The sequence below is a fragment of the Thalassovita sp. genome, assembly GCF_965218685.1.
Taxonomy (GTDB): Bacteria; Pseudomonadota; Alphaproteobacteria; order Rhodobacterales; family Rhodobacteraceae; genus Thalassobius.
In genome coordinates this window covers 2,892,725-2,912,679 of sequence record NZ_OZ244657.1, presented here as the reverse complement: position 1 = coordinate 2,912,679, position 19,955 = coordinate 2,892,725, and the positions used below count along the sequence as shown (strand labels likewise).

Here is a 19,955-nt window from a genome sequence, read left to right as displayed (position 1 = left end):
GTTATCCTCCTTGTCGCGGGGCGACGATTTCCACGCGATCCCCGGCTTCCAGCGGGGTGTCGGCGCGGGCGGTGGTGGGGACGAAATCCTCGTTCAGGGCGGTGGCCAGCTTGGCGCCTGCATGGCCCAGTTCGACCAGCAGATCGGCCATATTCGTGGCCGCAACTTCGGTTTTTTCGCCGTTAATCGTGATCTTCATGCCAAATCTCCGGAAGTTTGCCGTCCAGCTGCCAATCGGCCAGCATCACCGCGAGCGCGGGCGCCAGAAGATAGCCGTGGCGGAACAGGCCGTTCACGTAAACCACCCCGTTTTTCTTGCGGATACGGGGCATGTTGTCAGGAAAGGCGGGGCGCGCATCAACGCCTGTTTCCAGGATCTCGGCCTCGCCAAAGGCGGGGGTCAGGGCATAGGCCGCGGATAGCAGCTCCATTACCGAGCGCACCGTGGCACGAGAGCGTTCACCGCTTTCGATCTGGGTCGCGCCCAGCATGAACACACCGTCACCGCGCGGCACGATATACAGCGGAAAGCGCGGATGCAGCAGACGCACGGGCCGGTCCAGCGACACGTCGGGGGCGTGCAGGATCACCATCTCGCCTTTTACTCCGCGCAAATCGGGCAGGGCGTCCTTGGCGGCCAGACCGCGGCAGTCGATCACCTGACCGCTGGGTGTGCCTTGCGATTGGACATGGACGCCGCGCGCCTCAAGCTGATCGCGCAGGTGGGTCAGGGCAAGGCGCGGGGTCACGTGGCCCTCGGCCGTCATGTGCAGGGCGGTGCCAAACCGTTCAGCCAGCTGAGGTTCCAGTTCGGTCAGACCGGCGCGATCCAGCGTGACGTGATTTTCCGTGCGGCGTTGAAAGCGTTGCAACTCAGCCGTGTCGCGCGACAGGGCCACCACGACCGAGCCGTTATAGGTGACCTGAACCCCCTGATCCTGCCACCACGCGGCGGCGTTGCGGCCATGGGCGACGACAGCAGGTTCGGCAGTCTCGCCCTCGCAATCGGGGGCCAGCATGCCGCCCGCCCACCATGAACAGCCATGCGGGCCGGGGCCGCCATAGGGGTCGATCATGGTGACCGAGGCGCCGCGTTTGCTGAGCTCGGATGCGACGCACAGGCCGGCGACGCCTGCGCCCAGAATGGTGAATTCGGTGCTCATGCCCAGACCCCGTGAAAGTGATGCACCGGGCCGTGACCATGCCCCACGCTCAGATCATCCGCGTGCAAAATCGCCTGATGCAGCCAGCCATGGGCGGCATGCACGGCGGTTTCCAGCGATTTGCCCCGCGCCAGCCCTGCCGCAATGGCCGAGGACAGGGTGCAGCCGGTGCCGTGGGTGTTCTTGGTGGTGATCCGGTCCGCCTTCAGTGCCTGTGCACCTGCAGCAGAGATCAGCCAATCGGTACATACAGCGCCCAGCCCGTGCCCGCCCTTCATCAGCACCGCGCCGGGACCCATGTCGAACAGCGCCTGGCCCTGACGTTGCAGCCCGCAGGCCGTCAGTTCCTCGGGCTGGTCCAACAGTTTGGCAGCCTCGGGGATGTTGGGGGTCAGCACTGTGGCCAGCGGCAAAAGATGGGTGCGCAGGGCCTCGAGCGCCTCGTCCGCCAGCAGAGTGGCGCCGGATTTGGCGACCATCACCGGGTCCAGCACGATGGGGCCGTCAAAGCCATGCAATCGTGCGGCCACGGCCCGGATCAGGTCAGGCGTGCCCAGCATCCCGATCTTGATCGCCTTGACGTCCAGATCGCCCAGCACCGCATCGATCTGCGCCTCGACCACGTCAATCGGCACGGGATGCACGGCGGTGACATCGCGGGTGTTCTGCGCGGTGATGGCGGTGATGACGCTGGCGCCATAAACGCCAAGCGCCGAGAATGTCTTCAGATCTGCCTGGATACCGGCGCCGCCGCCGCTATCCGATCCGGCTATGGTCAGGGCAATTGGGGCCACTGTATCTTCCTTAGGTGCGTGGTCAGGACCGAAAAGGAAGAGAATGGTCCCCGGATGTCAGATGGATCCGAGGTACTGTTCCCTCCGCCGGTCCTAACCGGTTCAGGTTCAATGGGTTCGCTTGCGCATCTCAGCCCCGCAAAGGGCACCCCAACAGAATGCGGTCAGCCTACAGGCGCTGACCGTCGGCGTCAAACAGATGCAAGCGCCGTTGATCGAACGAAGCCTGCACCGTGTCGCCCGGTGCCAGGTCGGTCTGACCGGGGGCACGGACCTTGAGGATCTGGTTGCCCAGCATCACGTTGACGATGGTGTAACCGCCCAACGGCTCGATCGAGCTGACGGTGACGGCGACACTGAAATCCTGAGCGTCAGCATTCAGCCAGATATCCTCGGGGCGGATGCCCAGGGTGCCTTCGCCGCCCTGTTGCACCGCTTGGTCCAGGGGGCAGCTAAGCTGGGGCGAAGTGCTTTCGAACCGTGATCCATCCGCCGAGAAACGGCCATGAAACAGGTTCATCGGCGGCGAGCCGATCACCTGCGCTACGGCCAGCGCGTTGGGGCGGCTGTACACGTCATCCGGCGTGCCGATCTGGGCGATCTGTCCGTCAATCACAACCGCCACCCGGTCCGAGATCGCCATGACCTCTTCTTCGTCGTGGCTGACATAGACGAAGGTCTGGTTGTTCTCGCGTTGCAGGCGCTTCAGCTCGACTCGCATTTCCTCGCGCAGACGGGCGTCCAGTGCCGCAATGGGTTCGTCAAGCAGCATGGCGCGGCTGTCGGCGGCAAAAGCGCGGCCAAGCGCGATCCGCTGACGTTCCCCGCCCGACATCTGCGAGGGGTTTTTGTGCAGGATATGGCTGACATGCAGCACCTCGGACACGAAATCCAGACGTTCGGCAATCTCGGCCTCGGGCGCACCGCGTTCGGTCAGCGGAAAGATAATGTTCTCGCGCCCTGTCATGTGGGGAAACAGCGCAAGGTTCTGGAACACCATGGAAATGTCGCGTTCAGCCACGTCCAGATCGGCCCCGTCGCGGCCCGACAGGACCACCTGGCCGTCATCGGGATCCAGCAATCCAAGGATCAATTTCAGGATCGAGGTCTTGCCCGTGGACGGAGGGCCAAAAATCCCGAAAAATTCCCCTTGACGTATGGTCATGTTGATCGGGCCCAGATCAAAGCCCGGATAGGACTTGGTGGCGTTCTTGATCTCGATGGCGTTCATCAGTTCACTCCTTGGAATTGGTCGCCCAGACGGCGGCCCGATTGCAGGTCGAAGGCCATGCTTTTCTGCGGCGGCAGGAAGAACGGAACCTCGGCCCCCAGTTGCAGCTGATCCTGATCGTCAAAGGCCAGGAACATGGTTTCCAGCACTTGCAGATAGGCCAGACGCTTGGGACCGACGCGTTCCAGAACCTCGACGACGCCGTGCAGCTCGATGTCCTCGGACGAGCGGCGCTGCCCAAAGTAGATATCCTGCGGGCGAATACCGAACGAGCCGCTGTGCACTTTGGCATCACCGGTAAAGTCCTGACGGATTTTCCCGGTCAGAGGGATTTCTGCCCCTCCATGCACCATCAGTTTCAGCTTGCCGGCCTCGTCGCGCAATTCCCCGTCGATCAGGTTCATGCGCGGGCTGCCGACGAAATTGGCCACAAAGCGGTTCGCCGGGTTGTTGTAAATCTCCAGCGGGGTGCCGTATTGCATCAGCTTGCCCTGATCGATGATGGCGATCTTGTCGGCCAGGCTCATGGCCTCGATCTGGTCATGGGTGACATAGATCATCGTCTGGCCGAACTCGTGTTGCAGCACTTTCAGCTCGGCCCGCATATAGGCGCGGAACCCGGCGTCGAGGTTGGACAGCGGCTCGTCCAGCAGGAAAATCCGCGGCTCGACGATGGCCGAGCGGCCGATCGCCAGTTTCTGCATCTCGTTGACCGACAGGCTGGAGGCGGGCTGATCCAGACGATGCGTGATGCTCATCCGGTCGGCCATGGCGCGGACACGGCGGTCGATCTCGGGCTTGGGGACCTTCTTGACCTCCAGCCCATAGGACAGGTTCTTGTAGACCGTCAGATGCGTGAAGATCGCATAGTTCTGGAACACGAAGCCGATGTTGCGGTCCTGGATCTTGGTGCCGGACAGGTCCTGTCCGTCGAACAGGATCGACCCTTCGGTCACGTCCTCTAGTCCGGCGATCATGTTCATCGTAGTGGTCTTGCCGCAGCCCGAGGGGCCAAGCAGCGCGACGAACTCGCCTTCCTGGATATCCAGGCTGATGTTGTCGACGGCGGTGAAGTCGCCAAAGCGCTTGGTGACGTTGTTGATTTGGATGGATGACATGTTAGCCTCCGTTCTTCTTGGCCATGTAGGACAGGCCTTTTGCTGCGATGACGCTCAGGACAAACAGGATGGTCAGGCCGATCGCGGCCACATAGGCCCATTCCAGCTCGCCAAAGGTTTGCTTGTAGAGGAAGAGCGAGATGGTTTCGGTTTGAACACCGGGTCCGCCCTTGGTCATGATGAAGATCAGGTCGAAGATCTTGAAGCATTCAACAGCGCGCAGCACCAGGGCGATGATGATCACGGTTTTCATGCGCGGCAGAACGATCTTGATAAAGTTCTGCCAGTTCGATCCGCCCAAAAGGCGCGCGGCCAGCAACTGATCGGACGGCACCCCCAGCATCCCGGCCAACAGGATCAGGAACATAAGGGGCGTCCACTGCCAGATATCGGCAATGATGACCGAGATCATCGCGCGGTTCACATCCGTCAGCCACGAGAAATCCGTAGGCAGGCCAAGGTGGTCATTGACCGGCCCGGTGCCCTGGAACAGCAGGAAAAACATCAGGCCAACCACGGCGGGGACCACCATCATCGGTGTCAGCATGATCGAGTAGAAGATCTTGCGCCCTGCGAAATTGTCCACGAACAGATAGGCCAGCGCCATGCCCAGAAAGAACTGGATCGGAACGGCGATGCCCATGATCACCACGGTGCGCCACAGGGCACCCCACAGGCGGCTGTCGGTCAGCAGGAACCAATAGTTTTCGCCCCAGTTAAAGACCTCCCAGGCGCGGTACCAGGCGATCCCTTCCAGCGGGGTCCACCAGGTGATGGACAGGTACAGCTGCATGAGCAGCGGAAAGACCACGATGAACAGAAGCAGCAGCAAGGCGGGCAGAACGAACCAGAAGCCCATTTTGTTGCCATCTCGGGCCACCTGCGCCCAATAGCCTTGGCGCTTGGAGGAGGGAGCGGGGGTGTTAAGCTTGGTATCGGTCATTGTTTCAGTGCTCCGAAGGTCAGGCCGCGGACAAGGTGTTTCTGGATCATCAGGCCAAAGACGACGGGGGGGATGGCGGCAATGACGCCCAGGGCGGCTTTCATCCCGTACATCTGGCCTCCCATGGCCGAGGTCAGCGTCGCCATATAGACGGGCAGGGTGACCCATTCCTTCTGCGTCAACAGCAGGGCCAGAAGGTAGTCCGACCAGTTCAGGATGAAGACGAACAGCGCGCAGGTCGCAAGGCCGGGTTTCACGATCGGCAGGGTGATGCGATAGAACACGCGCCAGTAGGAACAGCCGGACACGCGGGCGGCATCCTCGATCTCAACCGGGACCTCCTCGAAGAAGGTTTTCATCAGCCAGAAGGCAAAGGGCAGCGTCACGATCCCATAGATCAGCGACAGCCCCCACCAGGTGTCAACGGCGCCAATAAAGGCCCACATCACCATGACGGGGATCATCACCGCCAGAGGCGGGAACAGGCGCAATTGCAAAACCGACAGGGGCAGCGATTGCGCCAACCCGAACCGCACCACCGCGTAGGATGACAGGGTGCCGGTGACCACGGCAAGCAGCGTGCCACAAATGCTGGTGACAAGGCTTGCGATCAACGGGCTTACGATGGTGCGGTCCAGGCTGACAACCAATCCTTCGGCCTGGCCGAAGAATATGAACTCAAAGTTTTGCAGCGTGGGATTCTTCGGGAACCAGGTCAGCCCCGATACCGTTGTCCATTCCGGGTATGGCTTGAAGGCCATCGTGACCATCCACAGCAGCGGATACAGTACGACCGCACTGGCCAGAAGGACAAAGAAATATTTCAGCGCCAGGGCGCTTGGGGACGTCTTCACCGGACTCCCTCCCATGTTGAATGTTCAGGGGGCCGGACCAGCGAGGAGGCGCTGGTCCGGCGGGGTTTGGGTTTGGATCAGGCCGGATCGACGATGGTGGGCCAGGTCGTACGGCTTGCTTTGATGGCGTCGATGATGCCATTGCGCTTTTGCCGTTTGATGATCCGCTCCCATTTGCGCTGGGCGCCGTCCATGGCCTCGCGGGCGGTCTTCTGCCCGGTGATTGCGGCCTGGATTTCTTCGTCCAGTGCATTGTCCAGCGCGGTTTGGCCGGCGAAGTTGATCGACGGGACCGAGCGGGCGATGGTCGCGGGAATGGTCTCCATCGCATAGGGGTGGTAGGTCGAGGCGACCAGCGGTTCCTTGAAGTTGGCCTGCTGCATCGGATCGAAGTACCCGCCGGGGTTGCCGGCCATCCAGGTATAGGTCCGGGTCGAGCTGAGCCATTGCAGGAACAGGTACACGGCCTCGGGGTGTTCGGACTTGGACGAGATCCAAGCCGTGATGTGATAGTACAGCACCGAGCGGCGGTTGATCTTGTCGCCATAGCGGCGGCCCACCGGCAGGTGGCTGTCGATCATGCCCGTGGCCTTGGATTTGGCGGTGCCATCGGCATTATAGCCATCCCCGAATTTCACCAGGTTGGTATAGATCGCGGTGTGCGGGATCTGCAGGTTCCACATGCTGGCATAGGCCTCGGCCCAGGTGAAGGTCAGCGCATCCGGCGGGCACCATTCGAACGAGCGTACGTGCTCTTCGGCGCATTGAATACCCAGATCGCTGTTCAGGTTCGGGTTCCCGTCTTCGTCAAAGAAGTGGTAGTTCGGGAAATCCATCGAGGCAAAGCGCGCATAGAACGTGGCCAGACCCCAGAACGGGCTCATCAGGTTGCCGTTGCCATACATGGTGCCATTGCCGAAATCCTTGCCGGTGAAGAACTTCGAGATCCGGTCAACCTCGTCCCAGGTGTCCGGGACAGTCAGCGCGTGGCCGGTTTCCTTCATGAAGGCTTCTTGAACGTCTTCACGCTCGTAGATGCCTTTCAGGTAGAACCAGGTCTGGAAATCGCCATCCAGCGAGAAGGAATAGTAATCGTCTGCATAGGTATACAGCAGCTTTTCCATCTCGGGGGTGGGGGTGCCGCGTTCGGGATCACCCCAGTCGGGCTGGTACTTGGCCACGAAATCCGAGCAATTGGCCGCGCCGCCCGACGACACCAGATCGCCGGTGGAATTCCACGGGCCGGTATAGATATCGAACGAGCCGTCACCGGTGGTGACGTCCTGCATCACCTTCTTAAAGATGTCCTCGGCGGGGGCGCCAATGATGTCGATTTCGATCCCGGTTTCACGTTCCCAAACCTCTTTGGCCGAGGGCGCGCCTTCGGGGAAGGGTTTGGTGATCTGGCCGATGGCGCCGTCCGTCAGCAGCATCGAGATTTTCTTGGGCGCCTTGCCCGCTGCCTGAAGCGCCTTGATGCCTTCAATGGCGCGGCCTTCGGACATGGTGTTGTTGTACTGGAAACGTTCGGCCCCGTCGAAGCCGGTCGGCCCGCCGGTCATCCCGGCCGCATATGCGTTGGCAAAGGCCGGTGCGGCGATGAATGATCCCAGCCCTCCCAAGCCGGTTGCAGCCGCCGCTGCGGTGGTGGATTTCAGAAACTCGCGTCGCGTTGGGCTTTGGCCCAGGTTGGTCTTGGTCATATTTTCCTCCCATGTGGGCAGTTTTGGTGCCCGCTTGGAATAAGCAACGACCGTGCCATGTGGATCAGAAGGCTGAATACAAAAGAAAAACCGCCCCAAATCGGGGCGGCCTTGGAGTCATCGCGCTGGGCGGGGATCAGCCCAGAATGTTGTCCGGCAAGTCCTCAAGCTCGACCACGCCGCTTTCGCACAGGGCGACGCACAGCTCGAATACGTTGATCATCTCGCGCACGTTGCCGGGCCAGTCATAGGCGCACAGCGCGGCCTCGGCTTCCTTGCTGAAACGCAGCGGCTGATCTTCGGAGACAAGCGCCGCGATCTGCCGGATGATCCAGCTTTTGTCCTCGCGGTCGCGCAGGGCAGGGATGGATAACACGACGCCGTTCAGACGGTAGTACAAGTCCTGCCGGAACTGGCCCTTGTCGACCAGTTCCTTTAGATTCCGGTGCGAGGCCGAGATCACCCGGATGTCCACCGGAACGGGCTTGGTGGCGCCCACGGCCATGACCTCGTGCTCGGCCAGAACGCGCAGCAAACGGGCCTGCAGAACCAGGGGCATGTCGCCGATCTCGTCCAGGAAAACGGTGCCGCCATTGGCCTGTTCGATCAGGCCCTTCTTCCCCTTGGCGTGGGCCCCGGTGAACGAGTTGGGCGCATAGCCGAAAAGCTCGCTTTCGATCAGGGCCTCGGGCAGGGCGGCGCAGTTGATAGCCACGAAGGGCCCCTTTTTCTTGCGGGCCTCGTGCAGGGCCTGGGCCACGAATTCCTTGCCCACACCGGTTTCGCCCTCGAGGATGATGCTGATCTGTTTGTCCACCACACGTGCGGCCCGTGTTGTCAGCCGTTCCATCCGGCTGTCGCCCCCGTGTACGCGGGCCAGCGGGGCGGGCAGGCGAGTCGAGTTCGCGTGTTTCACCGGGGCCACGGGCGCTTGAACGTCGGCAAACAGGATCTGCCCGTCGCGCGTTTCCAACGCTTGCTCGCCGGGGGTGCTGGCTCCGATCAGGCAGGGCAGGTCGTTGAAATCAAACTCGAAAACGTCCTCGAAATTGCGGCCAACCAGCGATCCAGGGGCCTTCCAGTCCACGCCCAAGGTCTGCGCGATCATCCGGTAAGCCCCGTGTGTCAGCCCCGAGATCGTGCCGTCATCGGCGATCGATACGGCGCAGTTGGGATCGACGCCCAGAAACTCGGACGAGCTGTTCAGGCGCAAGATCCAGTCGCTTTTGCGCGAGGCCATGAGGTTGGCCAGCTCGATCCGACGCACGCAGGATTTCACCACCTCCAGTGTCAGCGCCTGACTGTATTTTTCTGTGGGTGACATCAGCAGCGACACGTCCAGAACGCCCTGTAAAACGCCAGACGGATTATAGATCGGTGCGGCGGTACAGCTGAGCGGTGTATGGGCCATATCGAAGTGGTCGGTCTGATGGATGGTGATCGCCTCGCCCGAGGTCAGGCAGGCGCCCACACCGCAGGTTCCGGCGTTCTTCTCGCTCCATTCCGAACCGATATACAGCCCCGCGCGTTTCAGCTCGTGATCGACCTTTTCATCGCCGATAAAGTCAACGGTCACGCCTTTTGCGTCCGTTAACAACAGGACGTAACCCATTGAATTCACGCGGCGATAAAGATCTTCCATACCAAAGCGAGCGATCGACAGAAGGTCTTCGGCTTCTTGTTGGTGTTCCTTGAGGACATATTCGGGAACGATACGCGCCTCGCCCTTGTGTTCGGGGTCAAGGTTGTAATCGTTCAGGCATCTAAGCCAGGATTGAACCACACCGGGATCGCGACCTGTGGTCCCTCCCTCGGCGGCGGTGACGATTTCTTGTACGTGTTGCGCGAAAGCGCCTGCGACGGCCATTGCTGCACTCCTCCCAAAGTAGCGGCAATCCGGGGTTCCACCGGTTTTCCAGCTGTGCAAGCCTAGTCCATCCGCGCGGTTTCACCAAGCATTTCTGTGAGAAATGGCCTTATTTTTATAGGTACTTTAGTCGATATATACTTCAGGTTGACCTTGGGGCAATCCGGTCGCGCCGGATTGCCCCATTGAGGGTCAAACGAGGTGGCTTACAGGTGGGACAGTACCGCCTCGGCGCCCGAAATTGTCACTTCGGTCGCGACAGGTTCGACCCAAAGATCAGTGATTTGACCGTCCGACAGTACGGCGGCGTAGCGCTCGGTGCGGACGCCCAGACCCATGTCCGTAAGATCCAAATCCTGTCCCATGGCCTTGGTGAAACCACCGCTGCCATCAGCCAGGAACCGCAGCTTCCCGTCAGGGTTCATCTGGTCCGACCAAGCCTTCATGACGAAGAAATCATTGGGGGCGACAACCAGTATTTCATCTGCTCCCTTGGCCTTCAACGCGTCGGCCTGAGCCAGGTATCCGGGTACGTGGACCTCGCCGCAGGGCGGGGTAAAGGCGCCGGGCACCGCGATAAGCAGCAGTTTGCGGCCTTGGCTAAGGGCATTCAGGTCGACCTGAACAACGTCGCCATCGACCAGTTCCTGAACCGGTGTTGCGGGGATGGATGTGTTCGCGCTCATATCCGTCCCCTACAGGTTATCAAAGGCGTCCAGCGCCTTGGCGGCATAGACCGCGCCGGGGCCACCAGACATTTCGATGGTGACAGCGATGACTTCTAGCAGAGTTTCGCGGTCGGCGCCGTGTTTCTTGGCCTCTTCGACGTGGTAGACGATGCAATCATCACAGCCACGCGCAGCAGCGATAGCCACGGCGATCAGCTCTTTCATCGCGGTGGACACGTTGCCCTCGCGCACGGCGGAATCGCTAAGCGATTTGAAGGCCAGCATGGTTTTCTGATCGGCCTTGAACAGGTTCATCAGACGGCCGTTGGCCTCGGCCAGTTTTTGTTTTGCAGTAGTCATTGGGTCCTCGAATTCATAATTGGTGCGCCCGTACGGGAGCGCGGGCGCACCATGCGGGTCAGAGTCGCGCTTTGATTAACTCATTGACCCGGTTCGCATTTTCCATCTGAACCATGTGGCCCGCATCGTCGATCACGACGACATCGGCGCCAGTGATGGCCTTTGCGTGGGCGACGGGGATGACAGCATCCTCGGCCCCCCAGATCACCAGGATCGGCAGGTCCATCGCTTCCAGACCGCTGGCCACGCTGACCGCTTGCTGCCCGTCATCGAACAGGGCGGCTTTGAGCGCTTCCAGATAGGCCTGCACGCCGTCGATCCGCTTGTATTTTAGCAGATCATCCACCATCGAGCGGTTCACCAGGCTCTTGTCGGCAAACAGGTGATGCAGCTTGGGCTTCAGCTCTTTGCGGCTGGCGGCCGAGACGAAACCGTCGATGTAATCGGCGTTGATTTCGGTGCCCAGGCCGGCCGAACAGATCAGCGTCAGGGACGACACGCGCCCCGGATGGCTGATCGCCGTTTGACCGGATACGAGCCCGCCTTTCGAGTGACCCACCAGATGCGCCGTGTCGATCTTCAAGTGATCCATGAAGTCGATGATCGTCGCGACCAGTTTGTCCAGATCAGGCTGATCCACGGTTTTCACCGATTGGCCGTGTCCGGGCAGGTCCAGCGCATAGACGGGCGCGTGTTCTGCCAGTGCGTCGATGTTGAACAGCCAGTTGTCCAGATCCCCGCCGAAGCCATGGATCAGGATGATGGGCGTGCCTTCACCGGGGCGCTCGGCATAGCGGATCTTGCCAATCGGCAGGTCCGCGAACTCGTAGGTCGGGCCGGTGTCTTCGTCCTCTTCGACCACGGGCAAAACGTAGGCCTCGATATAGGCGTCGATCTCGGCGTCGCTGACCTCTTCGGGGGCCAGAACCCCCAGCAAGGCGCGCACCGGATAGACTTCGCCCGCGTCGCCGACGCGCCGCCGCAAGAGGCCACCATCGGCGGCCTCCACGACATTTGCGATCTTGTCGGTTTCGACATCCATGATCTCATCACCGGGATTGATCTGGGTGCCTTCCTCGACATGCCATGCCGCCAGGGTGCCTTCGGCCATCGAAAGCCCCCATTTTGGCATGAGGATTGGGGTGATCAGGTCGCTCATTGTGCGGCCACCCCAGCCTGGCCTGCGCCCATCGTCCTGCGCACGGCGTCAGCGATGCGGTCAGGCGAGGGGATGTACAGGTCTTCCAGAGACGGGCTGAACGGCACCGGCGCGTGGGGCGCGGTCACCATTTCGATCGGCGCCTTCAGTGCACCAAACGCATCCTGAGCCACCACCGACGAGACGTCCGATGCGATCGAGCAGCGCGGGTTTGCCTCGTCCACACAGACCAGACGGCCGGTTTCCTCGACGCTTTCGATCACGGTGTCCATGTCGATGGGCGACAGGGTCCGCAGGTCGATCACCTCGACATCGATGCCCTCTTTCTTCAGCGTTTCGGCTGCTGTCAGCGAGTTCGCCACCATCAGACCATAGGTCACGATGGTCACGTCGCTGCCTTCGCGGGCGATGTTCGCCTCGCCGAACGGGATGGCATAAGGTTCCTCGGGGACGTCGCATTCGGACGCATAGAGGTTCTTGTGCTCCAGGAAGATCACCGGATCATTGTCGCGGATCGCCTGGATCAGCAGCCCCTTGGTGTCATAGGCGTTCGAGGGGCAGACGACCTTGATGCCGGGGATATGGGTCAGCATCGGGGTCAGCATCTGGCTGTGTTGAGCCGCCGCGCGGAACCCAGCGCCACACATGGCGCGGATCACGACAGGGGTTTCCGCCTTGCCGCCGAACATATAGCGGAACTTAGCCGCCTGGTTATAGATCTGGTCCAGACAGACGCCCATGAAGTCGATGAACATCAGCTCGGCCACGGGACGCAGGCCGCAGGTTGCAGCGCCAATCGCCGCGCCGACATAGGCGCTTTCGGACAGAGGCGTGTCGATCATCTGCTTGGGGTGCTTGGCATAGAGCCCTTTCGAGACCCCCAGAACACCGCCCCAGGCGTCGTCTTCGCCCGCAGCGCCGGCACCGCCGACAATGTCTTCGCCCATCATGATCACCGTGGGGTCGCGGGACATTTCCTGGTCCAGTGCCTCGTTGATCGCGTCTTTCATGCTCAATGTACGTGCCATGATAATTCTCCTTTCTTTTCAGTCGTGTCAGTAGGACACGTACACGTCCGTGGTCAGTTCTTCGGGGGCGGGCAGCGGGGCGGCCTTGGCCTCTTCCACGGCTTCCTCGATCAGTTGCAGAACCTCTGCGTCGATGGCGTCCAGTTCGGCATCGGTCAGTACACCGGCCTCGGTCACCTTGGCGCGGAAGATCTTCAGACAGTCGCGGTTCTTGCGGTTGTCTTCGTTTTCGCCGGGCGCGCGATAGGTCTGCGCGTCGCCTTCGAAGTGGCCGAAGAAGCGGATCATCTTGCATTCCAGCAGGGTCGGGCCAGCGCCTTCGCGGGCACGTTTGACGACCTCGCCGGCGGCTTCGTAGACGGCGAAGAAATCGGTGCCGTCAACGGTGATGCCGGGCATGCCAAAGCCGGTCGCGCGGTCCACATAGCTGTCCGAGGCCACGGCGTAGTCCACCGAGGTCGATTCCGCATAGCCGTTGTTTTCCACGACAAAGATCGCGGGCAGGTTCCAGATAGCGGCCAGGTTCATCGATTCCAGGACCGTGCCCTGGTTCGAGGCACCGTCACCGAAGAAGGTGATGCCGACGCCGTCGTGGCCCAGTTTCTGTGCGGCCAGTGCAGCGCCGCAAACCAGCGGTGCGCCAGCGCCCAGGATGCCGTTGGCACCCATCATGCCCTTGGACAGATCAGCGATGTGCATCGAGCCGCCCTTACCAGCACAAGAGCCGGTGGATTTGCCGTAGATCTCGGCCATCATGCCTTTGACGTCGACGCCCTTGGCAATGCAGTGGCCGTGGCCACGGTGGGTCGAGGCGATGCGATCATGGTCTTCCAGATGCATCATGATGCCGACACCTGCGGCCTCTTCGCCCGCATAAAGGTGCACAAAGCCGGGGATGTCCCCGCGGCCAAAATCGACATGCAGACGCTCTTCGAATTCGCGGATCGTCTTCATGCGGCGATAGGCTTCCAAAAGCCCATCTTTCTTAAGTGGGAACGGGTTGCTCATTATGTCCTCCCTTGGTTTTCAGAGCGTCACGAGGCGGTCGCCGCCTCGCGGGTTAGAAGCCCGCGCTTGGCCGCATAGGCCATGCACGCGGGCACGTTGATGGTGCGGAATGCGTCGGTCAGCAGGCGGATGCTGACATCGTCGATTTCCGAGAAAGTAAGCTCGCGTTCGCCGTCCACCGCGATCGATCCGGCAGAAACGCTGGGCAGGAAAACCGCGCCGGGCTGCATTGCCTCGACTGTGCCGACACCGACTTTTTCGATCAGGCCGGGGGCAATGGGGGCCACGATCTGTACGCGGGCCTGTTCAGGCGGCAGCAGATGAACGTGGCGGCCCTCGGGGGTCTCTCGGTCCAGCGGGGCCAGCAATCCGACGATCGAGGACATGCCAATGCCCTCGGGCAGGCCGAAGGTGGTATACAGATCGCGGAAGTTGGCGGTTTTCCAGATCGCCCGCGCGCCGATAAACCGCTCGGCCACCACGGCGACGTCAACCAGCGCGATCTCGCGCTGATCGTTGACCTTTACCTCAAGGATCTTGTTGTCCGAAAAGCCAAACTCATGCGGCACCTGCCCGGTGACAGCCAGCCCCACGGCCAGACCTGTGATCGTCGGCTCGCGCAGTTCTGGAAATGCGTTGTTGGTGCCGGTGGACACGCCCGAGATTGGCGTGTTCCCGCAGTTCTGTACCACCACGCGGTTGGTGCCATCCCCGCCCAGAACGACGATGGCGCCAACACCGGCCTTGTGCATCTTGCGCGCGGCAAGGGCGCTGTCGTCAGCGGTGCAGGTAACAGGCATGTCCAGATAAGTGATCTTGGGGAAACGCAGCCCGCCCATATTGGTCTCGCGGGTGATGGTGCGCATTAGCTGGGTGCGGATGCCGCCGTTTTCCGGCATGATCAGCACTTCGTCCACACCAGCCGTGGCAAGCCCCGTCAACATCCGCAGAACGATGTTAGCGCGGTCGTTGATGGGCAGGTTCCCTGCATGAGATACAATGCGGCGGATGTCCCGCGCAGATACCGGATTGGCGATGATCCCGACTTTGGTCACGTTTCTCACTCCCTTTGGCGGATTGACAAGCAACGATCGTGCCAACAGGATCGGGGTCTGCGACCAAGGGCCAATTTGACGGAACGGGAAGGGCTGGCTCAGTATATATGCGTCGCTTGGGGAGAGGCGGCACGTCATGAAGCAGACCCAGACTCAGACGATCCGGCAGAAGATGGCGCTGACGCAGCATATGCGCAGCTCGCTATCGCTGTTGCAGATGGGCGCGGACGAGGTGGTGCGCGCGGTCGAGGAAGAAACCCGCCGCAATCCGTTCCTGAAACCTGTGCCTGCTGCGCCCTCAGGCGGGGGGGCAGCGCCCGACCAGACGGCACCGGATGTTGCTGCGGCCCAGAGCGTGTCTGATGACTTGATCCGCCAGATCGGTTTGGTGCGCTGGGGTACAGGACAACAACAACTGGCCGAGGAACTGGTGCATTGTCTGGACCCGCGCGGATTTTTCGAGGACCCACCAGAAGAGATGTGTGGCTATCTGAATACGCAGCCCGGCGCCCTGCATGCGGTCGTCGCTAAACTGCAAGAAGCGGTGGAGCCCGCCGGAATTTTCGCCTGGGGCCTGGCCGACAGCTTTGCCGCTCAGCTGCGGGCAAAAAACCTCTATGACCCTCTGATTGCACAGCTTTTAGGTCGGTTGGATCTTGTCGCCACGCAGGATATCCCCGCGATTTGCGCGCTGTGTGAAGTTGATGCAGAGGACGCGGCCGATATGCTGTCAGACATCCGCGCCCTGACGCCAGCGCCGTTGTCTCCTCCCCCCGATCTGGCCACCGAGGCCCGCGCCCCCGACCTGATCATGCGGCCTACGCAAGACGGGGTTGAAGTCGCGCTGAACCCTGCGGCATTGCCCGATATGCTGACGGATGATGCACTGTTCAGCGCGGTGAAAACCACCGAAACAGATGTCGAGGCGCTGGCTTATTATCGCGATTGCTATCGTGGGGCAGGGTCCTTTGTCGTGGCGATGCAAAAACGCGCGAACACGCTGTTACGCTTGGGTCGGCACATGGCCGAAGTGCAAGAGAAATACCTGCGCACCGGGCGCGCTTTGGATCGGTGCCCGTTGACCATGGGCAGCCTGGCAGAGGCGCTGGGTCTGAACAAAAGCACGGTCAGCCGCGCCCTGAACAATTGCCTGATCGATGGGCCGAACGGGGTTTTTGCAGCGACTGATTTGCTGGTGCGGCCCCTGAATGACGGGGCGGGACAGAAAACCCGCGACCACGTGTTGCGCCGTCTGTCCCTACTGATCAAGACCGAGGATAAAGGTGCGCCTTTGTCTGATCAGGACCTGTGCGAACAACTGGCGCGGCTGAACCTTTCGGTCTCGCGACGGACCGTTGCCAAGTATCGCGGCTTGATGGAGATCCCCAATGCTCAGGGGCGACGCAAACGTTAAAAACGCTTGCTGTCCGCCATTGCAACAGCTTGGGATCGCACGGGGTGATCGCGCCCGTATGCGCCATACGACAGGAATTTTCGGTTGAAATCCAAACCTGATTGACAAATGGTTGCGGCATTACCGATAGCATGCAGTTGCCTCTCCGGATTTGAGTAGAGAGCGCCAGGGGAGAATTGATGGCCCGAAATTTCTTTCACAGAGCCCATCTGGGCCCTGTCCATGCCCTGATACTTGTCACCGTTTCAATTTTTGGCGCCGGCCCTACGGCGGTTGAGGCCGAGGAAATCGTGTCAGATCGCGTGGTCACCGTCACCTCGCGCCCCTTTGCCGCTCGTTCACCGGCCCACGAAACAGTCTTTTCTCGCGTCGAGGGCTGGACCCATGGCATCGACAAACCGCTTGAGTTTTCGATCAAGGACATGTGGCCGCCGTTCTGGGAGGGGCGCAGCGTTTCGACCGGTGACATTGATGATGACGGCGATCTTGACCTGGCAATCGCGTCGACCGAGCGGGGCGTTTACATCTATGAAAACGACGGCGCGGGCCATTTTGCCCGCTGGCAGGGTAACCTGGGCCCGGTCGGCGATCTGGATGTGTTCAATGCCGCGTTGGTCGATATCGACAATGATGGTTGGCTTGACCTCTTTCTTACCACCTATCTGGACGGCAACTTCGTTGTTCTGAACCGGCAAGGTGAGTTCGATATGGCCAACCCGATACCAGTGGCCAACCGCGATGATGCGATGCTTTCGATCTCGATGAGTTTTGCCGATGTCGATCGCGATGGCGATCTTGACGCAGCGCTTGGCAACTGGGCGGCGGGCTGGTACCGGCGCATTCCCGGTGAAGAGTCGCGCAACCGGCTGATTTTCAACGATAATGGGGTCATGGATGGCAGCCATTTCGCAGATCTTCCAGGGCTGCCGGGTGAAACGCTTGTTACGCTGTTCAGCGATATTGATTTGAACGGCACCGCCGATCTGCTGATTGGCAACGATTTCGAATTGCCGGACTACGTGTATCTTGGCGATGGTAAAGGTGGCTTTACCGCTGTGACACGGGATGACAAGCTGATCCCGCACACCACCAACACCACCATGGCCATCAAGACTGCGGACCTGCACAATGACGGCGGCCCGCCCGAGATTTACTTTGCGCAGATCGCCGGGCGATCCTCGCGCGTGTCCGAGCGGCTTAAGATGCAACCCCTTTCGCAGTACTGCGATGGTATCCAGCACGCCGAGACCAAGGCGCTTTGCATCCGCAACATGGAGATCAAGGGTTGGTACAAATCCGGCAACCGGTTCGACCCCAGCTATTCCGAAAAATGTCAGCAACTGACAGGGACATTGCAGACCGAATGCAAGGCGATGCTGGTCAAGGACCTTGCGATCCAAAAGCAGGACCCCTCGATCTGTGCCTTGATCCCGGTCGAGCAGAAGACAACCCGCGCCCTCTGCGACATCCACTTCAAAACCTTTACGTCTCCGTTGATGGAGGTTTTTGACACCACGATCCGGCAGATCATGCGGACCAATGTTCTGTTGAACATGCAAGGCGACGCTTATGTTGATACCGCCCGCGACGCCGGGCTTGAGATCGGAGGCTGGTCCTGGGACACCAAGATCGCGGATTTCGACAATGACGGCTGGCAGGATGTCTATATCGTCAATGGCACCTGGGTTCCGAACGAGGTAAGCCCGACGAACCTGTTCTTCCGAAACAACGGTGATGGAACCTTTGCCGCCGAGACCTTTTCGTTCGGTTTGGACGACTACTTGATGACAGCGTCTGCGGTCGCCTTTGACATGGACCATGATGGCGACTTGGATATCCTGACGCACACTGTGAACGGGCCATTGTCGTTGTTTGTGAATGGATCGCAGACCGGCAATGCCATCGCGTTTGAATTGCGCGACAAGCACGGCAACAGTCACGGGGTGGGCGCGCGTTTGGTCGCTGAATTGCCTGACGGCACGACAATGATGCGCGAGCTGCAGTCGGGCGGCGGGTTCATGTCCTTCGATGCGCCGGTCGCGCATTTCGGCCTTGGGGATGCGCGCGAAATCACCGGGCTTACCGTTCATTGGCCCGACGGAGGCCAAACCGACATCACCGGCCCGCTGGCGGCTGGCGCCAGCTATCTTATTGCGCGCGAATAGCGGCAAATGACCCTCTGGAGCACATTCATGGGAACGATCAGGTGAAACACGCTCGACATAAGTTTATTGCGTCTCTGCTTTCTTTGATGCTGGCAACACCGGCCTTGGCGCTGGACGATTTGCCGGATCCGTTGACACTGAATGATTTCATTCAGTTCGATCAGGCGCAGGTCAAACTGGGTCAGTTGCTGTTTTACGACAAGATCCTGTCAGGCAATCAGAATATCGCCTGTGCCACCTGTCACCACCACGATTTCAACAGCGCCGACGGTGTCAGCCTTGGTATCGGCGAGGGCGGAACCGGGCTGGGAATTAAGCGCACCGGGGGGACGGGCGCCGACCAGATCGAGGAGCGTGTGCCACGGAACGCGCCTGCGCTTTGGAACCTGGGGCACAGGGACATCCAGTTCATGTTCCATGATGGCCGGGTCGAGGTCTCGGACGATTTCGGCAACGGGTTCAGAACCCCTGCGTGGATCTTTTTGCCCGAGGGGCTGAATTCCGCCATGGCGGCACAGGCGCTTTTCCCGATCACCTCGGAAATCGAGATGGCGGGGCAGCCGTATGAAAACGCTATCGGCGGGGCCGCCTATGATGCTCCGCATTATGTCTGGCCGCTTGTCGCCGACCGTGTGCGTGGCATCGACGCCTATGTGCCGATGTTCATTGACGCCTTTGACGATGTGAGCAACGCCGAAGACATCACGATTGTTCATATCGCCAACGCCATTGCCGCCTTTGAAGGCACCGAGTTTCGCAACTTTGACAGCCCGTTCGACAAATACCTTAGCGGTGACGAAACCGCTTTGAGTGAGCCACAAAAACGCGGGATGGAGCTGTTTTACGGCAAAATCGGCTGCTCGGATTGTCATGCAGGTCCGCTTTTGTCGAACCAAAGCTTCATGGCGTTGGGGCTGCCGACCTTTGGTCCGGGCCTTACACCGTTGAACGACCCGATCCCACGCGATGTTGGCCGCATGGCTGTGTCCGACGATATGGAAGACGCCTACAGGTTTCGTGTGCCATTTTTGCGCAATGTCGCGTTGACCGCGCCTTATGGCCATAACGGGGCGATGCCGACGCTTGAGGCGATGGTGCGCCACCACTTCAACCCGCGGCAAAGCAATACCAACTGGCAGACCGAAATGGCCCAGCTGCCGCCGGTTCCATGGCTTGCCTCGGGGGATTTCGCCTTGCGCGAAAACACGGCCGAGAACGACCGGATCCTATCCAAAATCGATATCGAGCTTCCACCTGCGACCGATGCCGAAATCGCCGACATCGTGGCCTTCCTGAATGCCTTGACCGGGGAAACCGCGTTGGACCGCCCGATGGGTCGGCCTGATACAGTGCCCAGCGGCTTACCGGTAGATTAGGACTGTTCGAGTGTCGACGCCGAGGATTTCGATCCCTTCTGTGATCTGG

The 19,955-nt window shown here is 60.5% G+C and carries 18 protein-coding genes and 1 riboswitch; of the genes, 3 read left to right on the top strand and 15 right to left on the bottom strand.

Annotation, left to right across the window (positions count from 1 at the left end):
- Nucleotide 1 precedes the first annotated feature (1 nt).
- From thiS to ACOQOQ_RS14260, 15 genes are all read right to left on the bottom strand, one after another.
- The gene (gene thiS, locus ACOQOQ_RS14330) at nucleotides 2-199 is read right to left on the bottom strand and encodes a sulfur carrier protein ThiS (RefSeq protein ID WP_420567669.1); all 198 of its coding nucleotides are present in this window, start codon (nucleotides 197-199) and stop codon (nucleotides 2-4) included.
- Nucleotides 183-1,163, bottom strand: coding sequence for an FAD-dependent oxidoreductase (locus tag ACOQOQ_RS14325; protein ID WP_420567668.1), 981 nt, complete (start codon nucleotides 1,161-1,163; stop codon nucleotides 183-185). The genes thiS and ACOQOQ_RS14325 overlap by 17 nt, the downstream gene beginning before the upstream one ends.
- Nucleotides 1,160-1,957, bottom strand: a complete 798-nt coding sequence (gene thiD, locus ACOQOQ_RS14320; protein ID WP_420567667.1) for a bifunctional hydroxymethylpyrimidine kinase/phosphomethylpyrimidine kinase — start codon at nucleotides 1,955-1,957, stop codon at nucleotides 1,160-1,162. The genes ACOQOQ_RS14325 and thiD overlap by 4 nt, the downstream gene beginning before the upstream one ends.
- Before the next feature lie 62 nt (nucleotides 1,958-2,019).
- Nucleotides 2,020-2,120, bottom strand: a riboswitch (TPP riboswitch).
- Nucleotides 2,121-2,126: 6 nt separating this feature from the next.
- Entirely contained in the window at nucleotides 2,127-3,188 is a 1,062-nt protein-coding gene (locus ACOQOQ_RS14315) for an ABC transporter ATP-binding protein (RefSeq protein WP_420567666.1), read from the bottom strand.
- Nucleotides 3,188-4,306 carry an ABC transporter ATP-binding protein gene (locus ACOQOQ_RS14310; RefSeq protein WP_420567665.1) on the bottom strand — a complete coding sequence of 373 codons (1,119 nt, stop codon included), beginning with the start codon at nucleotides 4,304-4,306 and terminating at the stop codon, nucleotides 3,188-3,190. The genes ACOQOQ_RS14315 and ACOQOQ_RS14310 overlap by 1 nt, the downstream gene beginning before the upstream one ends.
- 1 nt (nucleotide 4,307) lies before the next feature.
- Nucleotides 4,308-5,249 carry a carbohydrate ABC transporter permease gene (locus ACOQOQ_RS14305; protein WP_420567664.1) on the bottom strand — a complete coding sequence of 314 codons (942 nt, stop codon included), beginning with the start codon at nucleotides 5,247-5,249 and terminating at the stop codon, nucleotides 4,308-4,310.
- A complete protein-coding gene (locus ACOQOQ_RS14300) occupies nucleotides 5,246-6,103 on the bottom strand; it encodes a carbohydrate ABC transporter permease (RefSeq protein WP_420567663.1) in 858 nt (285 codons plus the stop codon). Before ACOQOQ_RS14300 ends, ACOQOQ_RS14305 begins: the two co-directional genes overlap by 4 nt.
- 77 nt (nucleotides 6,104-6,180) lie before the next feature.
- Nucleotides 6,181-7,806: an ABC transporter substrate-binding protein gene (locus ACOQOQ_RS14295; RefSeq protein WP_420567662.1), complete on the bottom strand. Its 1,626-nt coding sequence runs from the start codon at nucleotides 7,804-7,806 to the stop codon at nucleotides 6,181-6,183.
- A 136-nt stretch (nucleotides 7,807-7,942) separates the two neighbouring features.
- Nucleotides 7,943-9,673: a sigma-54-dependent Fis family transcriptional regulator gene (locus tag ACOQOQ_RS14290; RefSeq protein ID WP_420567661.1), complete on the bottom strand. Its 1,731-nt coding sequence runs from the start codon at nucleotides 9,671-9,673 to the stop codon at nucleotides 7,943-7,945.
- A 206-nt stretch (nucleotides 9,674-9,879) separates the two neighbouring features.
- On the bottom strand, nucleotides 9,880-10,359 hold the full coding sequence (locus tag ACOQOQ_RS14285; RefSeq protein WP_420567660.1) for a redoxin family protein: 480 nt from the start codon (nucleotides 10,357-10,359) through the stop codon (nucleotides 9,880-9,882).
- A gap of 9 nt (nucleotides 10,360-10,368) precedes the next feature.
- Nucleotides 10,369-10,701, bottom strand: coding sequence for a carboxymuconolactone decarboxylase family protein (locus ACOQOQ_RS14280; RefSeq protein ID WP_420567659.1), 333 nt, complete (start codon nucleotides 10,699-10,701; stop codon nucleotides 10,369-10,371).
- Between the two features lie 58 nt (nucleotides 10,702-10,759).
- Nucleotides 10,760-11,860: an acetoin dehydrogenase dihydrolipoyllysine-residue acetyltransferase subunit gene (locus ACOQOQ_RS14275; protein ID WP_420567658.1), complete on the bottom strand. Its 1,101-nt coding sequence runs from the start codon at nucleotides 11,858-11,860 to the stop codon at nucleotides 10,760-10,762.
- Nucleotides 11,857-12,888: an alpha-ketoacid dehydrogenase subunit beta gene (locus ACOQOQ_RS14270; RefSeq protein WP_420567657.1), complete on the bottom strand. Its 1,032-nt coding sequence runs from the start codon at nucleotides 12,886-12,888 to the stop codon at nucleotides 11,857-11,859. Before ACOQOQ_RS14270 ends, ACOQOQ_RS14275 begins: the two co-directional genes overlap by 4 nt.
- 27 nt (nucleotides 12,889-12,915) lie before the next feature.
- Complete coding sequence (locus tag ACOQOQ_RS14265; RefSeq protein WP_420567656.1) at nucleotides 12,916-13,896, bottom strand: thiamine pyrophosphate-dependent dehydrogenase E1 component subunit alpha; 981 nt, start codon at nucleotides 13,894-13,896, stop codon at nucleotides 12,916-12,918.
- 26 nt (nucleotides 13,897-13,922) lie between these two features.
- Entirely contained in the window at nucleotides 13,923-14,951 is a 1,029-nt protein-coding gene (locus tag ACOQOQ_RS14260; protein WP_420567655.1) for an ATP-NAD kinase family protein, read from the bottom strand.
- 136 nt (nucleotides 14,952-15,087) lie between these two features.
- On the opposite strand from ACOQOQ_RS14260, the gene ACOQOQ_RS14255 reads away from it, so the two are divergent.
- From ACOQOQ_RS14255 to ACOQOQ_RS14245, 3 genes are all read left to right on the top strand, one after another.
- Nucleotides 15,088-16,365, top strand: coding sequence for a hypothetical protein (locus ACOQOQ_RS14255; RefSeq protein WP_420567654.1), 1,278 nt, complete (start codon nucleotides 15,088-15,090; stop codon nucleotides 16,363-16,365).
- Nucleotides 16,366-16,544: 179 nt separating this feature from the next.
- On the top strand, nucleotides 16,545-18,530 hold the full coding sequence (locus tag ACOQOQ_RS14250) for a CRTAC1 family protein (protein ID WP_420567653.1): 1,986 nt from the start codon (nucleotides 16,545-16,547) through the stop codon (nucleotides 18,528-18,530).
- A 41-nt stretch (nucleotides 18,531-18,571) separates the two neighbouring features.
- Nucleotides 18,572-19,906, top strand: a complete 1,335-nt coding sequence (locus tag ACOQOQ_RS14245; protein WP_420567652.1) for a cytochrome-c peroxidase — start codon at nucleotides 18,572-18,574, stop codon at nucleotides 19,904-19,906.
- Nucleotides 19,907-19,955: the final 49 nt, after the last annotated feature.

Coding starts and splice junctions, on each gene's coding strand:
- ACOQOQ_RS14310 (WP_420567665.1), bottom strand. CDS start 4,306: ATGTCATCCATCCAAATCAACAACGTCACCAAGCGCTTTGGCGACTTC.
- ACOQOQ_RS14285 (WP_420567660.1), bottom strand. CDS start 10,359: ATGAGCGCGAACACATCCATCCCCGCAACACCGGTTCAGGAACTGGTC.
- ACOQOQ_RS14315 (WP_420567666.1), bottom strand. CDS start 3,188: ATGAACGCCATCGAGATCAAGAACGCCACCAAGTCCTATCCGGGCTTT.
- ACOQOQ_RS14255 (WP_420567654.1), top strand. CDS start 15,088: ATGAAGCAGACCCAGACTCAGACGATCCGGCAGAAGATGGCGCTGACG.
- ACOQOQ_RS14325 (WP_420567668.1), bottom strand. CDS start 1,163: ATGAGCACCGAATTCACCATTCTGGGCGCAGGCGTCGCCGGCCTGTGC.
- ACOQOQ_RS14250 (WP_420567653.1), top strand. CDS start 16,545: ATGGCCCGAAATTTCTTTCACAGAGCCCATCTGGGCCCTGTCCATGCC.
- thiS (WP_420567669.1), bottom strand. CDS start 199: ATGAAGATCACGATTAACGGCGAAAAAACCGAAGTTGCGGCCACGAAT.
- ACOQOQ_RS14270 (WP_420567657.1), bottom strand. CDS start 12,888: ATGGCACGTACATTGAGCATGAAAGACGCGATCAACGAGGCACTGGAC.
- ACOQOQ_RS14280 (WP_420567659.1), bottom strand. CDS start 10,701: ATGACTACTGCAAAACAAAAACTGGCCGAGGCCAACGGCCGTCTGATG.
- ACOQOQ_RS14305 (WP_420567664.1), bottom strand. CDS start 5,249: ATGACCGATACCAAGCTTAACACCCCCGCTCCCTCCTCCAAGCGCCAA.
- ACOQOQ_RS14295 (WP_420567662.1), bottom strand. CDS start 7,806: ATGACCAAGACCAACCTGGGCCAAAGCCCAACGCGACGCGAGTTTCTG.
- ACOQOQ_RS14275 (WP_420567658.1), bottom strand. CDS start 11,860: ATGAGCGACCTGATCACCCCAATCCTCATGCCAAAATGGGGGCTTTCG.
- ACOQOQ_RS14265 (WP_420567656.1), bottom strand. CDS start 13,896: ATGAGCAACCCGTTCCCACTTAAGAAAGATGGGCTTTTGGAAGCCTAT.
- ACOQOQ_RS14290 (WP_420567661.1), bottom strand. CDS start 9,673: ATGGCCGTCGCAGGCGCTTTCGCGCAACACGTACAAGAAATCGTCACC.